At 43.2% G+C, this 15,205-nt stretch carries 15 protein-coding genes and 1 pseudogene; 13 read left to right on the forward strand and 3 right to left on the reverse strand.

Features of this window, described 5'->3' with window-relative positions; genetic code table 11:
- Position 1 precedes the first annotated feature (1 nt).
- The 4 genes from AM500_RS08825 to AM500_RS08840 are packed head-to-tail and all read left to right on the forward strand — an operon-like array spanning position 2 to position 2,256.
- A complete protein-coding gene (locus tag AM500_RS08825) occupies positions 2-571 on the forward strand; it encodes a nicotinate-nucleotide adenylyltransferase (protein ID WP_053598881.1) in 570 nt (189 codons plus the stop codon).
- Positions 561-1,133, forward strand: coding sequence for a bis(5'-nucleosyl)-tetraphosphatase (symmetrical) YqeK (gene yqeK / locus AM500_RS08830; protein WP_053598882.1), 573 nt, complete (start codon positions 561-563; stop codon positions 1,131-1,133). Before AM500_RS08825 ends, yqeK begins: the two co-directional genes overlap by 11 nt.
- Positions 1,130-1,486: a ribosome silencing factor gene (gene rsfS / locus AM500_RS08835; RefSeq protein WP_053598883.1), complete on the forward strand. Its 357-nt coding sequence runs from the start codon at positions 1,130-1,132 to the stop codon at positions 1,484-1,486. The genes yqeK and rsfS overlap by 4 nt, the downstream gene beginning before the upstream one ends.
- Positions 1,483-2,256 (forward strand): class I SAM-dependent DNA methyltransferase, encoded by a 774-nt coding sequence (locus AM500_RS08840; protein ID WP_053598884.1) that lies wholly within the window; start codon positions 1,483-1,485, stop codon positions 2,254-2,256. The genes rsfS and AM500_RS08840 overlap by 4 nt, the downstream gene beginning before the upstream one ends.
- Positions 2,257-2,313: 57 nt before the next feature.
- Here the strand turns inward: AM500_RS08840 and comER are convergent, their stop codons facing one another.
- Positions 2,314-3,141, reverse strand: a complete 828-nt coding sequence (comER, locus tag AM500_RS08845) for a late competence protein ComER (RefSeq protein ID WP_053598885.1) — start codon at positions 3,139-3,141, stop codon at positions 2,314-2,316.
- Between the two features lie 81 nt (positions 3,142-3,222).
- Here comER and AM500_RS08850 point away from each other — a divergent pair, with 81 nt between their 5' ends.
- The 3 genes and pseudogenes from AM500_RS08850 (at position 3,223) to AM500_RS08860 (ending at position 6,766) form a co-directional block, all read left to right on the forward strand.
- Positions 3,223-3,819 carry a helix-hairpin-helix domain-containing protein gene (locus AM500_RS08850; RefSeq protein ID WP_053598886.1) on the forward strand — a complete coding sequence of 199 codons (597 nt, stop codon included), beginning with the start codon at positions 3,223-3,225 and terminating at the stop codon, positions 3,817-3,819.
- Between the two features lie 64 nt (positions 3,820-3,883).
- Positions 3,884-4,327: pseudogene (locus AM500_RS08855) on the forward strand (ComE operon protein 2); the annotation flags it as partial.
- A gap of 84 nt (positions 4,328-4,411) precedes the next feature.
- The gene (locus AM500_RS08860) at positions 4,412-6,766 is read left to right on the forward strand and encodes a DNA internalization-related competence protein ComEC/Rec2 (RefSeq protein WP_053598888.1); all 2,355 of its coding nucleotides are present in this window, start codon (positions 4,412-4,414) and stop codon (positions 6,764-6,766) included.
- A 101-nt stretch (positions 6,767-6,867) separates the two neighbouring features.
- Here AM500_RS08860 and AM500_RS24935 read toward each other — a convergent pair whose 3' ends face one another.
- Positions 6,868-7,002, reverse strand: a complete 135-nt coding sequence (locus AM500_RS24935; RefSeq protein ID WP_043933940.1) for a YqzM family protein — start codon at positions 7,000-7,002, stop codon at positions 6,868-6,870.
- Positions 7,003-7,285: 283 nt separating this feature from the next.
- Here AM500_RS24935 and holA point away from each other — a divergent pair, with 283 nt between their 5' ends.
- Positions 7,286-8,305 carry a DNA polymerase III subunit delta gene (gene holA / locus AM500_RS08865; protein ID WP_053598889.1) on the forward strand — a complete coding sequence of 340 codons (1,020 nt, stop codon included), beginning with the start codon at positions 7,286-7,288 and terminating at the stop codon, positions 8,303-8,305.
- A gap of 159 nt (positions 8,306-8,464) precedes the next feature.
- Here holA and rpsT read toward each other — a convergent pair whose 3' ends face one another.
- Positions 8,465-8,725, reverse strand: coding sequence for a 30S ribosomal protein S20 (gene rpsT / locus AM500_RS08870; RefSeq protein WP_053598890.1), 261 nt, complete (start codon positions 8,723-8,725; stop codon positions 8,465-8,467).
- A 226-nt stretch (positions 8,726-8,951) separates the two neighbouring features.
- Here rpsT and gpr point away from each other — a divergent pair, with 226 nt between their 5' ends.
- The 5 genes from gpr to hemW all read left to right on the forward strand — a co-directional run bounded on the left by gpr (position 8,952) and on the right by hemW (position 15,115).
- Positions 8,952-10,079 (forward strand): GPR endopeptidase, encoded by a 1,128-nt coding sequence (gene gpr, locus AM500_RS08875; RefSeq protein WP_053598891.1) that lies wholly within the window; start codon positions 8,952-8,954, stop codon positions 10,077-10,079.
- A gap of 108 nt (positions 10,080-10,187) precedes the next feature.
- Positions 10,188-11,366, forward strand: coding sequence for a stage II sporulation protein P (gene spoIIP, locus AM500_RS08880; RefSeq protein WP_053598892.1), 1,179 nt, complete (start codon positions 10,188-10,190; stop codon positions 11,364-11,366).
- Positions 11,367-11,379: 13 nt separating this feature from the next.
- Positions 11,380-11,703 (forward strand): DUF3679 domain-containing protein, encoded by a 324-nt coding sequence (locus tag AM500_RS08885; protein WP_053598893.1) that lies wholly within the window; start codon positions 11,380-11,382, stop codon positions 11,701-11,703.
- Between the two features lie 284 nt (positions 11,704-11,987).
- Positions 11,988-13,823, forward strand: coding sequence for a translation elongation factor 4 (gene lepA / locus AM500_RS08890; protein WP_053598894.1), 1,836 nt, complete (start codon positions 11,988-11,990; stop codon positions 13,821-13,823).
- Positions 13,824-13,957: 134 nt separating this feature from the next.
- A complete protein-coding gene (hemW, locus tag AM500_RS08895) occupies positions 13,958-15,115 on the forward strand; it encodes a radical SAM family heme chaperone HemW (protein ID WP_053598895.1) in 1,158 nt (385 codons plus the stop codon).
- Positions 15,116-15,205: the final 90 nt, after the last annotated feature.

Below are 15,205 nucleotides of genomic sequence, written 5' to 3' on the forward strand. Positions count from 1 at the left end.
AATGAAAAAAATCGGTATTCTCGGAGGAACATTCAACCCCCCTCATATTGGCCACTTGATTATTGCAAACGAAGTATGCATTTCGGCAGGACTTGATGAAGTATGGTTTATGCCAAATCAGGAGCCGCCCCATAAAAAAAAGTCAGCAGGCGCGGAGAATAGCGACAGGCTGGCTATGCTTGAACTGGCCATAACGGGGAATAGATTGTTTAAGGTTGAAACATGTGAGCTTGAAAGGCCAGGACCTTCCTATACTGTTGACACAATGGAAATCTTGAAAAGTCAATACAATGAGGAGCAATTTTATTTTATCATCGGTGCCGATATGGTCGAATACCTTCCAAAATGGCATCGAATTGATGACTTGATGAAAATGGTTACCTTTATCGGTGTAGAGAGGCCGGGTTATAGCATGGCAACCGATTTTCCAATTATGACAGTTGACATTCCTGAAATCAATATATCCTCAAGCCTGGTTAGAAACAGGCTGCGTAACGGGGAAACTGTGAAATATTTGGTACCGGAGGAAGTGATCCGGCACATTAGGGAGAACCGTTTATATGGAACGTGAACAAGCTCTGGCGTTTGTCAGGCCATTTTTAACTGAACATCGTTATCTTCATACAATCGGGGTTATGGAAACAGCGATTTCTCTTGCAGAAAAAAATAATGCTGATTGCAAAAAAGCGGAGCTTGCAGCTATTTTTCATGATATTGCAAAGTTTCGCCCGAAGGAAGAAATGAAACAAATTATCCTTCAAAATGGTTACCCCGAGGATTTGCTAAGCTTTAACCCAGAATTGTGGCATGCGCCAGTCGGTGCGTTTCTTGCTCAAAAAGAAGCCGGTATCCAGGATGAAGAAATATTGGGAGCCATACGGTACCATACTTCCGGCAGACCTGGCATGTCTTTGCTTGAAAAGATTATTTATTTGGCAGACTATATTGAACCAGGCAGGAATTTTCCAGGAGTGGAAGAGACCCGTAAACTGGCGGAAGAAAGCCTTGATTTGGCACTTACCCAGGCTGTGAAGAATACAATCATGTTTTTAATGAATAGGAACCAGACGGTTTATCCAGAAACTTTTTTAACATATAATGACCTCATAGAAAACAGGAGGATTGATGCATGAGCAAAGCAGATCTTTTACAAGTAGCGGTTAAAGCCGCAGATGACAAAAGGGCCGAAGATATATTGGCCTTAAATATGAAAGGTATTTCCCTTATTGCTGATTATTTTATTATCTGCCATGGTAATTCTGATAAGCAAGTACAGGCGATTGCTACTGAAATCAGGGACAAAGCTGGGGAAAATGGCTATGATGTCAGAAGGATGGAAGGCTACGATGAAGCCAGATGGGTATTAATCGATTTGGGAGATGTTGTGGCTCATGTGTTCCATCGTGATGAACGTACTTATTACAATCTCGAACGCCTTTGGGGAGACGCGCCGCTTGAAAATATTTCGAGCGTTATCAATCCATGAGTTACGGACGTTTTGCCTATTATTATGATGCATTAATGGAAGAAGCCCCATATTCCAGTTGGGTGGAGTTTGCTCTATCCGCCTGGAGGCTTTATGGATTAAAAGATGATAAGTCCCTACTTGACTTGGGATCTGGAACAGGGCAGCTTTCAATAAGGTTTGCTTCCGAGGGCTTTTCTGTTACTGGCGTTGATCTCTCCTCGGAAATGCTGTCTGTCGCCCGTTCCAAAGCAGAGGAGGCAGGGATGAACATCCCTTTTTATGAACAGAATATGGCAGAACTTGAACTTCCCGGACAGTATGGGATGTGTGGCATATTTTGTGATTCCTTAAATTATCTTTGTTCTGAAAATGAGGTTACGGAAACATTCGAAAGGGTCGCTAACCATCTTGTTCCTGGTGGATTACTCGTCTTTGACGTTCATTCTGTCCATAAGGTTGCCGAGGGATTTATCAACCACTCGTTTTCCTTGAATGGGGATGAAGTAGCTTATATCTGGGATAGTTTCGAAGGCGAACACCCTAACAGTGTGGAACATGAAATCAGTTTTTTCATCCTTGATGAACAGTCTGGAAAATATGATCGATTTGACGAGATTCACTATCAGAGGACATTTCCAGTAGAAGCGTATACAGCGTGGCTCCAGAATGCAGGCTTTGAAGTTCTGCAGATTGGAGCGGATTTTGATTTGGCCGCCCCTTCCGCAGACTCGGAACGAATTTTTTTCATTGCCAGAAAACCCTTAAATAAGAGTAGCCATTCCCTTTAAGGAGAATGGCTGTTTTTTTGCTGAATAAAAAGGATTATACATGTTCGTGTCGAATTACTAATGTATTGAATATTGTTTCTCAGTTTTTTCAAGATCCTCATTGAACTTTGCATGAGTTGCCCTATACAGATTCCTGAATAAATCCTCCAGAGCACCGCCCTCTAGAACTTTAATTCCTTCACCGGTGATCCCGCCTTTTACACAAACCTTTTCCTGTAGTGCAGGAAGGGTATAATGTCCCTGCCTCAACAGTTCACCCATGCCGATAATCATCCCACTCGCCATATCTGTAGCCATTTCCTTACTAATATTTGTTTCCTTTACAGCTGCTTCTATAAATTCCTGAAGAATGAAACTGATAAAAGCAGGTCCGCAACTAACGATATCTGACGCAACTCTTACTAACGGCTGGTCAATTTTTATCGGCGATGATATTTTTCCCATGAGTGATTCCACAATCAGCTTCCATTTTGGGTCACATTTTTCGCCGAAGGTTAGCAGCGAAACGCCGGCATTTGCACGGTTAGTTATGCTTGGAATTGCCCTGATAACCGAACAGCCTACAAGGGACTCCAACTGGCCGGTTGTAATTGGGCTTGTTATTGAAACGAGACATTTTTCTTTTGAAAGACAGGAGGTGATATCTTTAAGCAGATTTGCGATATCCAACGGTTTTACACAAATAAAAACGATATCTGATAAACGGGCGGCCTCAGCCGCCGAATCCGCAACAAAGATACCAGGAAAATCCTTTTGAAGATTTAACGCCTTAGATTTTGTTCTATTAAAGGCAATTACGGATTCCTCCTCAACAATTCCGCTGCCAATAAACGATTCTGCAAGTATTTTCCCCATGTTTCCTATTCCGATTATTCCAATTCTCATATTCATCCCTCCCTAGCCAAACGAATACCACTAACACAATATGAATAAGACTAGCAAATTATACCTAAAGGAAGTGCTGTCATGAAAGAGTGGCTGATTGATCATAAATATTATATAGCTGCAGCTCTTGCTGTGGCCCTCGGGTTTTTATATTATTCGAATCGTGATACCGCTCCAACCGATATTATTGCTGCTAGCACAGCCGTATCAGAGGAGGGCTTGCAGGAAACTCCCTCTGTCCCCGATACAACCACAATCCTTATAGATGTAAAAGGAGCTGTGAAAAAACCAGGAGTCTATCACGCAAGCCCGGATGAGCGTGTTATTGACATTATCGAACTAGCAGGCGGCTTATCCGAAAGTGCTGATACTTCCGGGGTCAATTTTGCCCAAAAACTCCAGGATGAAATGATTGTATACGTTCCTGCTAAAGGGGAAGAGGCGGGAGGTACTGCTTCTGGTACTAGCGTTACATCCGGAGATGGAAAAATAAATATAAACCGGGCCAATGAAACTGAACTGCAGGAGATACCTGGAATTGGACCCTCAAAGGCGGCGGCGATTATAGAATATCGGGAAAAGAACGGACCGTTTAAAAAACCAGAAGAGCTGAAGGAGATCAGCGGGATTGGTGATAAAACGTTCGAGAAACTTGAAGGAGCAATTACTGTGCATTGACCAAGTTCAAATAAGACCTGTAAACTAATAAGGACAAATATAATTATGCCAGGGGGAGAGAAATGTGGAGAGAATTTCATGGGATCAATATTTCATGGCCCAAAGCCATTTGCTCGCACTGAGAAGCACCTGTACCCGCCTGATGGTAGGTGCAACAATTGTAAGGGATAAGCGGATTATAGCAGGAGGATATAATGGTTCAATCGCAGGCGGGGATCATTGCAGCGATCATGGCTGTTATGTTATTGATAACCACTGTGTCAGAACCATTCATGCAGAGATGAATGCCCTGCTCCAATGCGCTAAGTTCGGTGTAACAACAGGCGATGCGGAAATATATGTCACCCATTTTCCTTGTCTGCAATGTTCAAAAGCAATTATTCAAGCGGGCATCAAGACCGTTTATTACGCCGTGGACTATAAAAATCATCCTTATGCAATTGAGCTTTTTGAACAAGCCGGTGTGAAGCTTGAAAAAGTACCATTAACTGAACCAATCCTTGATCTCGGGAAAATCAATTCCCCAGCAGTAAAGTAAATCCTAGGCAGGTATCCCGTTTGTTAAAGGATACCTGTCCATCTAGGAGGCTGTATGAAAACAAAGGCGATTTTCTTCGTTCCTTCCTCAATTCTTGGTGTCCTTGCAGCAACTGCGCCTTCCCCATTACCCATGCTTACACTCTTCAGTGCTCAAATTCTTATTTTAAAAGGAATGAATAAGCTAAAGAGGAATGAAGTGATTTTAACCTTGATTGTATTTACTCTATTTTTCGCTGTAACAAAGCATACCGAGTCTGCTAATCAGACTATTCTAGGAAAGGGAGAACGAAGCCTGCAACTCGATTTCCGCTCAGGAGCGTTAATTGATGGGGATTCCTTTAAAGCATTTGCGGTGGATTTGGAATCAGGGGAAGAACTTCTGGTTACCTATAGGATTCGCTCAGAAGCAGAAAAAGAAAAACTCCTTTCAGCATCTTTCTTTGGTGTTTCGTCAATTCTCGGCGGCGAGTTAAAAATCCCGCCTGAAGCCCGGAATCCAGGCGGATTTGATTATCGAAGCTATTTACGGAGACAACAGGTTCACTGGATATTTGACTCGGATACGATGCCGCTTGAAGATGCAAGGATAAGGAAGCTGACTTTTTACGAAATGATAGGGAGAGTCAGGGAAACTGAAACAAAACATCTTTCTGAGCGCCTTCCTAAAGAAACAGCCAGACTTGTGTCAGCTCTGATATTTGGCGAACAATCAAAGATTCCCGAAAACCTGGAAGGGGCTTATACGAAGCTTGGCATCAGCCATTTGCTGGCAATATCCGGCATGCAGGTAAGTCTATTATCGGGACTGGTACTTTATGCAGGGATACGCCTCGGGGTAGCCAGAGAAAAAATGGCCGTCCTATTGATACTCCTTTTGCCGGTTTATGCTGTACTTGCCGGGGGGAGCCCATCTGTTATCCGATCAGTGATTATGGCTTCTATCATGCTCACGATACCTCTAGGTTCAAATCGAATTGGGTTTGGAATTGTAGATGCTCTTGCCCTATCTTTTCTGATATTTCTTTTCACAAGCCCTTATATTTTATTTAATGCGGGTTTTCAGCTATCATATGCAGTGACATTTGTGCTAGTTTTTTCCTATCAGGCTTTCAAGGAAAAAGAACTAACAGGCCTAACCTTTATGATTACTGGAACCGTTATTTCTCAATTGGCCGCTTTGCCAATCCTGCTTACCCACTTCTATACAGTTCCTCTCATCAGCATTCTCGCCAATTTGGTGTTTATTCCCCTTTACAGCTTTATCTTTAGCCCTGTTGTGTATAGCTTTTATATCCTTATTGCACTATTTGGAAGTGTACCTGCCTGGATTGGCGGGGCTGTTAATACGATTATCATTTTTTCTGATAACCTTGCCTTGGCCTTGTCGAAGGTGCCTATTCAGCTTTATCCAGGAAAAATCCCGATATTCCTTCTTGCTTTATATACAATAGGTGTACTAACCGTTTTTAAATTATGGGAAAAGATTCAATTGTGGAAAAAAAGCCTTCTAATTCTTTCCGTGCCATTTTTGATTTTGGCAGTACACAGTTATGCTAACACTAATTTTTCCAAAACAGGCGAAATCACTATAATCGATGTCGGGCAGGGAGACAGCATTTTAATCTCCCTTCCAGGCGGTGAAGGAAATTATTTAATTGATGCAGGAGGGAGCATCGTTTTTGAAAAAAAGCCATGGCAGGAGCGCGTTAGTTCGTTTGACCCGGGCCAGGATATTGTCATTCCTTTTCTGCTGGCAAGGGGCATCGGAAAATTGGATAAGCTAATTTTGACCCATGGAGACCAGGACCATATTGGCGGCGCAATAGCGATACTCGAAGAGGTGCAAGTTAAGGAAATTGTGATGCCGCATGTTGAAGAGAAATCAAAATCGGAGCATGATATCCTTGCCCTGGCAGCGGAAAAACAGATAAAGGTAACTGAGGTCACGAAAGGAGATAAATGGTATGCCGGAGGGGCTAGTTTCCATATCCTTTCTCCCGAGAAGGGCAATAATAAAGAAAGAAATGACAATTCCATTTCCCTTTTTACTAAGCTGGGAGGGAAGAGTTGGTTTTTTAGCGGGGATCTGGAAGAACAAGGGGAAAAGAGTATTATGGCCAATTATCCAGGTCTTGGGATTGATGTATTGAAAGCGGGCCACCATGGCAGTAAAACGTCGTCAACTGAAGATTTCCTAACGCTTTATCGCCCAAAAATAATCCTAATTTCAGCTGGAGCCGGCAATAGATTCGGCCATCCCCACACAGAAACTATCCAGCGCTTTAAGGAGTTGGACACTATTATTTTTCGGACCGATTTGCATGGCGCGATAACTTATACTTTTTATGGAGGAAAAGGAACCTTTTCTACTCATCTGCCATACAATGCACTATCCAATCAGGAATAAACAAAAGCGTAAGCAAGATACACTTGATAGGAATGGTATCTACAGATGCAAAGTTTTATTAGTAATAAAAAAAGGCCGCGTGGGCGGCCCCGGACTAAGATTTAAGATCCGATAAGTTTGATCACTGTTGCAATTAAAAACATGGTTGCGAAAAAGCCAAAAGACACAATAAATCCTACCCCTGAATCAATCGCATCGTTCCGTTTGTCCTGGACGTTTTGTTCGAATTCGTTCACACGCTTCCCCTCCCTATTTCCATTTTAGTATAAGCGAACCTTTTTGAAAAATCCAGCCCTCACCTTTTGTCAGGAGTTTACACAAATAGTTTACGGCCGTGGGGCAAAAATAAAATCACTAAGGCATTCCGCCGGCGGGTTAAGGCCCGGGACTTATCCTTGCCGGCGTTCATATAAAACGGGAATCGGAATGGATATCCGATTCCCTTTGAATGCTTGTAAAAATGGACGGGCTTCTTTACGATAGAGATAGGTTGTTTGTAAGTAGGGAGAGATTATTTCAATGGTAATTGAATTATGGAAAAAAATAAAAAAGAAGAATTTTTCGCCTGTTTACCTTTTGTATGGGACAGAAGCTTTTCTCATGAAAGAAACTGGACAGCTTTTACTTGAACATATCCTTGGGGATGACCGGGATTTCAATTTCTCGAATTATGATCTTGAGGAAACTCCAATAGAGGAAGTTATTGAAGATGCAGAAACCTTGCCTTTTCTTGGTGAGAAAAAAGTGGTTTTTGCCCACAATCCATATTTTCTCTCTTCGGAAAAGCAAAAGGAAAAAATAGCTCATAACCTTTCCAGGCTTGAAGCGTATATTAAGGAGCCCGCGCCATATAGCGTTCTTGTTTTTATGGCCCCATATGAAAAGTTGGACGAACGAAAAAAAATTACTAAGGAGCTCAAACGGCTGGCTGCTGTAGCAGACATGAAGAAGCTGAGTGAGCCTGAGCTGAAAGCCTGGATTTCAGACAAGGCGGACAAAAACGGGATTACTCTTAAGCCTGAGGCAGTGGAAACGATTCTCTCACTCGCAGGATCCAACCTGACTATGCTTTCTAATGAGCTGGACAAACTTGCGCTTTATGCAGGAGAGGGAGGAAAAATTGATGCCGCGACTGCTGAGATGTTAATCCCAAAGTCACTCGAGCAAAATATATTTAGTCTGACGGATAAAGTCGTTCAAAGAAATTCAGCTGAGGCGCTCCGAATTTACTATGACCTCCTGAAGCAAAATGAGGAGCCTATTAAAATCCTCGCTCTTCTTGCTGGGCAATTCAGGCTGATTTATCAGATAAAAGAGCTCAGCAGAAAGGGATACGGCCAGCAGCAGATAGCCTCTGCCCTTAAGGTGCATCCATATCGGGTCAAGATAGCTGCCGGACTTGCATCAAGATTCGGGGATGAAGAACTAGCCAAAATTATAGCGATGATTGCAGATGCTGACTATCAAATGAAAACGGGTGGTGCCGATAAATCACTGCTTGTTGAGCTATTCCTGATGAAGTTGGGTACGGCGATATAAACCGCGGAGCTAATTGCGTATTGATTTGCGGGGGTACACTGTAAAAAGGATTCACAATAAAAAAACAGCCTGCTCCCTTTTGGGGATGCAGGCTGTTAACTCTTTTTATATTCAAGCGATAGCGACAGCAAGTAGCTCAACGCGCCGCTCTTGCCTTTCTTATAGAGAGTTGATTTTTTTAGCCAGGCGAGCTTTTTTGCGGGCTGCAGCATTTTTATGGATAAGGCCTTTTGTAGCAGCTTTATCAAGCTTTCTAGCAGCGTCAGCATAAACTTCTTTTGCAGCAGCACTGTCGTTTACAGTAACAGCAGATTCAACTTTTTTAACAGCAGTACGCATTGCGGATTTCACAGCGGTATTTTGAGCATTGTTTTTCTCGTTTACCTTTACACGCTTAATAGCAGATTTAATGTTTGGCATTCCATTCACCTCCTAAACAAGAAACCGAGACATCTATGAACTCGACTTTCACTTCCATAAACAATTATAAGGAACAAAAGATATTCTATCAAAACGGTGCCCGGATTGCAATACTCAAACAAAAATTGTGTAAAACTCCCGCCTTGACAGCTTGAATGATTTGGGAAAAATAAGGCAAAGATAATGAGGTATGCAAAGAAAGTTAGCTGAATGGAGGCCTCCTTTAATGAATAATGAATCAATTGACCTTAGCAACTATACAGTCAGGACCGATCTTGCTGTTGAAGCAAGGGAAATGGCAATTGCAGGAAGGGAAGGGACGATTGGCCAAGAGGAAGACCTTTCCCGAATCGAAGGTGTCATTATTAAGGAGAGGGAAATAGATGGCATGAAGGTTTCGCTAGTTGAAATCACACCAGAGGGAGAAGCGCAAATCGGCAAGAAGCCAGGTAGTTATCTCACCATTGAAGTATTGGGAATAAGACAGCAGGATACCGAACTGCAGCAAAAAGTCGAAAAGCTATTTGCCAGGGAACTTAGCGCTTTTCTGGAGAATGCAGGTATTAACAAAGACGACTCCTGTCTAGTTGTGGGTCTTGGAAACTGGAACGTAACTCCTGATGCGTTGGGCCCTATCGTATGTGAGAACCTGCTCGTAACCCGCCACCTCTTTGAGCTTCAGCCTGAAAGTGTCCAGGATGGGTATCGTGCTGTAAGTGCATTGGCTCCAGGGGTAATGGGACTGACCGGAATTGAAACTAGTGACATTATTCATGGGGTTGTTGAAAAAACCAAGCCTGGTTTTGTTATTGCAATAGATGCCCTTGCTTCCAGGTCAATTGAAAGAGTTAATTCAACCATCCAAATTTCTGATACAGGGATTCACCCAGGATCGGGTGTCGGCAATAAACGGAAAGAGCTTAGCAAAGAGACTTTAGGGATTCCTGTAATCGCTATTGGAGTTCCTACTGTCGTGGATGCAGTCTCGATAACGAGTGACGCCATTGATTTTGTTTTGAAGCATTTTGGGAAGGAAATGAAAGAGGGAGACAAGCCATCAAGGTCACTTGTTCCGGCCGGAATGACTTTTGGAAAGCGCCGGAAACTTACTGAGGAAGATCTTCCTGAGGAAGAGCATCGCAAAACCTTTCTTGGAATTGTTGGCACTCTAGAAGATGAGGAAAAGAGGCAATTAATACATGAAGTCCTTTCGCCGCTAGGCCATAATTTGATGGTTACACCAAAGGAAGTAGATGTTTTTATAGAGGATATGGCCAACCTGATTGCCAGCGGCATGAACTCGGCGTTACACAGCCAAGTAGATCAGGAAAATGCAGGCTTTTATACACGTTAATGAAAGGAAAAGGTTCTACCAACTCTAGCATCATCATATGATTTACTAGGATTCAGGCCCGGACGAATTAGGGTTTGGTTGTAAATCTATGCCGGACGAGGTGGAACAATGAAAAAAAACAACGCCTTTATTGTCTCAGGTGTTAGCGTCGCAAAGGCAGGCGCATTAATGATTCTCTTGATAATAAGTACTTTTTCCGCCAGCGGATTGCTTGCTTCCTTTGAAACAGGTTCCAGGCTTTCTTCACTCGCCGTAAACCGCTCTCATCAAGAAATCAAAGGGGAACTTCTCTATCAATTTATGGGATGGGAGAACCACTATTTTGCCGGAGCAGCTGGAAGTGATGCAAGCCCTAAGCTGACTAGCCTGTTCCTGGGGCTTTCAGCGAATATTAATCTCGATGACCCGAGAAGTTTGCTTGGAAGGGAACTCCCTGGGTTCTACTCTTTTGATGGGAGAATCGTTGTTGCTGGTGAGGGTACCAATTATACCAATATGCCAATGGAATCTGCTCCGCCTATTGAAATTATGAAAGCAGAGCGGGAAGCCGCGTTACAGAACCTGGAGGATATTCCGGACCCTGAGAAAAGCCCGGGAGCTCCTGCGGCAAGGTGGAAGGATGGCGTATTCGTCTATTTTTCGCATAACCGGGAGTCCTATCTGCCTTATTTAAAAGGAGAAACGAATCCTGATCGGGCCTACCACTCAAAAATCAATGTGACAAAGATTGGAGACCAGCTTAAGGAAAGTCTTGAAGCTCGCGGAATAGGGACGTTTGTTGATAAAACGGATATAAATAATATTCTCGTAAATAAAGGCCTTGGCTTCGGCAGCTCTTATGTGGAATCAAGAAATGTTGTTAAAGAAGCAATGGCCACCAACAAGGAGCTTCAATATTTCTTTGATATCCATAGAGACGCACACCGGAAAAAGAAGACAACGAAAAAAATCAATGGAAAAAGTTACGCAAAACTTGCATTCGTCATTGGAGCTGAGCATCCAAATTATAAGAAGAATTTAAAACTTGCAGAAGAGCTTCATGCTCTAATGGAAAAAAATTATAAAGGCTTAAGCCGTGGGGTCATAGAGAAAAAGGGTGTTGATACTAACGGCAAGTTCAATCAGGACCTATCAGGCAATGCGATTCTGATTGAGTTTGGCGGTGTCGACAATACTTTTGAAGAATTGAACAGGTCTGCTGATGCGTTGGCAGATGTATTCGCGGATTACTTCTGGCAGGCGGAAAGCGTGTCAAATCCGAAAGAACAGCCTGCCGATAAACAATAGAGAGGTGATGAACATGAAGCTATTCATGGTTAAAAGCCTGGTTCTTGCTGGTTTCATGTTTGCCGCCGCACTTATCGGTATGCAGGCAGCGAACACAGGCATTGACCGTATGAAAGGTTACGAGGACCCTGATTTCAAACAGGCAGTTTCCATTCAAAAAGAAAATGGAGAAACTCAGGTTGCCATTATGGGAGGAGAAGTCTCCGAAACCATCGAAGAGAAAAAGGCGCAATTGGAGAAGACGGAGGGGTATAACCTTTTTTCTTCATTGGGAAAAGGGCTGGGCACGATTCTATCCGGACTTGCGAAGGCAGTTGTTGAAGCTTTTACAGATTGATCTTATCTTACAGGTTGTCCCAAGGTATGATAGGGGCAGCCTTTTTTATTGGTAATTTTTGTTTTTTTAGCCTATGAACAAGGCGGTTCGCTTTGTTTGGGAGGGGAGAGAGCCAGTTTTTACCCAAGTCCCAAGTGTAATTAAATATATTAGAGACATATGAAAATCCCCCTGCGCCAATAACTTCTAATTTTTCTTCAGTTTTCCGTAATTATTGAATCTTGATTTTTCAATTGGTATAATGAAAAATAGTCTACATGTGCGTATAACAGGAGTGAACCCGATTGAATAGAGAAGAGAGATTAAACAGGCAGTCGAAAATCAGGAACTTTTCGATCATTGCCCATATTGACCATGGAAAATCAACATTGGCGGACCGCATACTTGAGAAGACGAATTCGCTGACCTCACGCGAAATGAAGGAACAGCTCCTTGATTCGATGGATCTCGAGCGTGAGAGAGGTATTACGATCAAATTGAATGCCGTCCAGCTAAACTATAAAGCACGAGATGGTGAAGATTACACATTCCATCTAATTGATACCCCGGGACACGTCGACTTTACGTATGAAGTCTCCCGGAGTTTGGCGGCTTGCGAAGGAGCAATTTTAGTTGTTGATGCTGCACAAGGGATCGAGGCTCAGACGCTTGCAAACGTTTATCTTGCCCTTGATAATGACCTCGAGATTCTGCCGGTTATCAATAAAATTGACCTGCCTAGCGCGGATCCGGAACGGGTTCGCCAGGAAATTGAAGATGTCATTGGCCTTGATGCATCAGAGGCTGTGCTTGCTTCGGCAAAGGCGGGCATTGGAATAGAGGATATCCTTGAGCAGGTAGTCAAGCAGGTGCCTGCGCCGCAGGGGGATCCGGAAGGACCATTGAAGGCGTTGATTTTTGATTCAGTTTACGATGCTTATCGCGGTGTAATTGCCTATATCCGTGTTGTCGAAGGAACAGTAAAACCTGGTGATAAGGTTAAAATGATGGCAACCGGCAAAGAATTCGAGGTAAACGATGTAGGGGTTTTCACTCCGAAGGAAACATCACGTGACGAACTGACAGTTGGGGACGTCGGTTATCTGACAGCTTCTATTAAAAACGTAGGAGATACCAGGGTAGGTGATACAATTACTAATGCAAAAGGCGGAGTTGCAGAACCGCTTCCTGGTTACCGCAGATTGAACCCTATGGTTTATTGCGGGCTATACCCTATTGATTCTGCCAAATTCAATGATTTGCGTGAGGCATTGGAAAGGCTTGAGCTAAACGATGCGGCCCTTCAATTTGAGCCAGAAACATCTCAGGCACTCGGTTTCGGCTTCCGATGTGGTTTTCTTGGTTTGCTTCACATGGAGATTATCCAGGAGCGGATTGAGCGAGAATTCAAAATTGATTTGATTACAACGGCACCTAGTGTTATTTACCATGTTGTTATGACAGATGGAACAGAAATTAGGGTTGATAACCCTGCTGATATGCCCGACCCTCAAAAAATTGATCGGGTCGAGGAGCCGTATGTGAAGGCAACAATGATGGCACCGAACGATTATGTTGGTGATATTATGGAGCTTTGTCAGAATAAGCGCGGCATATTCATCGATATGCAGTATCAGTCTGAAAACAGGGTCAGCATTATTTATGAAATCCCTCTTGCTGAAATCGTCTATGACTTTTTCGACCAGCTGAAATCGAATACGAGAGGATATGCATCCTTTGATTATGAACTGATCGGCTATAAGCCTTCGAAACTTGTCAAAATGGACATCCTACTGAATGCTGAACAGGTCGATGCCTTAAGTTTTATCGTCCATAAAGATTTTGCTTATGAGCGCGGGAAGGTCATTGTTGAAAAGCTTAAGGATTTAATTCCAAGACAGCACTTCGAGGTACCAATCCAAGCTGCAGTGGGTCAAAAGATTATCGCGCGATCCACCATTAAAGCAATGCGCAAAAACGTTCTTGCAAAATGTTATGGCGGAGACATTTCCCGTAAACGGAAGCTCCTTGAGAAGCAGAAGGAAGGGAAAAAGCGGATGAAACAAGTCGGCTCTGTCGAGGTTCCACAGGAGGCCTTTATGGCTGTCCTGAAAATGGATGACAATGGCCCGAAAAAATAATTCAAGGGGGTTGGACGAGCCTTGCAAAGGGCAAGTCCTGCCTCTTTTTTGTAGTAACAGTAAGTATATTTTTTGAGAACTGTCTAGCTCCAGCGAAGGCGCTTGCGCTTTTCTCGATTAGGAAGTGAATAAAGATGATTATAAATCCTGACGGCGGCCCCCGTGCGGCCTATATTCATATCCCTTTTTGTGAGCATATTTGCCACTATTGTGATTTTAATAAAGTTTTTCTAAAAGGACAGCCGGTTGATAAATATCTTGATTTTCTGGAGCGTGAAATTGAACTCACACTAGCTCAGCACCCGCCAGGAAAAATGGACAGCGTCTTTGTTGGCGGCGGGACCCCGACATCTCTTGACGAAAGGCAGCTTGAAAGGCTGTGTGGGATTATTGCCAATCACCTTCCGCTAAACGAAGAAACTGAATATACATTTGAAGGGAACCCTGGCGATCTATCGCTCGAAAAGCTTAAGGTTTTAAAAGATCACGGAGTTAACCGCCTTAGCTTGGGTGTCCAAACCTTTAATAATGTACTGCTTGAAAGGATAGGAAGAAGCCATCGTGCAGAGGATGTTTTTACAACGATTGCAAACGCAAGGAAAGCTGGTTTTGAGAATATTTCGCTTGACTTGATTTACGCCTTGCCGGGCCAAACATTAGAAGACTTCAAGGATACGCTCGAAAAAGCTTTCTCTTTTGGCCTTCCGCATTTCTCAGGTTATTCTCTCATTATCGAACCGAAAACAGTCTTCTATAATCTGATGAGGAAAGGCCGTCTCCCCCTGCCCGGTGAGGACATTGAAGCGGCCATGTTTGAACTTCTAATGGAAGAGATGGAACGTCACGGCTGCCATCAATATGAAATAAGCAACTTTGCAAAAGAAGGATATGAAAGCAAGCACAATCTCACATACTGGAGCAACGAACCGTATTACGGATTTGGTGCCGGGGCGCATAGCTATCTTGCGGGATACCGCCGTTCAAATGCTGGCCCGCTGAATAAATACATGTCTCCTTTAGAAGATGGACACCTTCCTATTTTTGAAGAAAGTGAAGTGTCAAGGCAAGAAGCGATGGAAGAGGAAATGTTCCTTGGCCTAAGGAAGGTGGATGGAGTGGATAAAGCTCGTTTTAAGGAAAAATTCGGCATGCCGCTCGACAGCATTTTTTCCAAACAGCTGGAGGACTTGTCGAAAAAAGGCCTTATTGATGCGAATGGAGACAGGATCCGTCTTACAAACAAAGGAAGAATGCTTGGCAATGAAGTGTTTCAGGAATTTTTGGTTGGTTAATTAAGACCTTTTTTAAGGCGTAATCATTGACACGACATACCTGTTTTGATACTTTATTAGTAGAATTAGCACTCGATATTAAAGAGTGCT

This window comes from Bacillus sp. FJAT-18017, from assembly GCF_001278805.1.
Lineage (GTDB): Bacteria > Bacillota > Bacilli > Bacillales > Cytobacillaceae > Bacillus_D.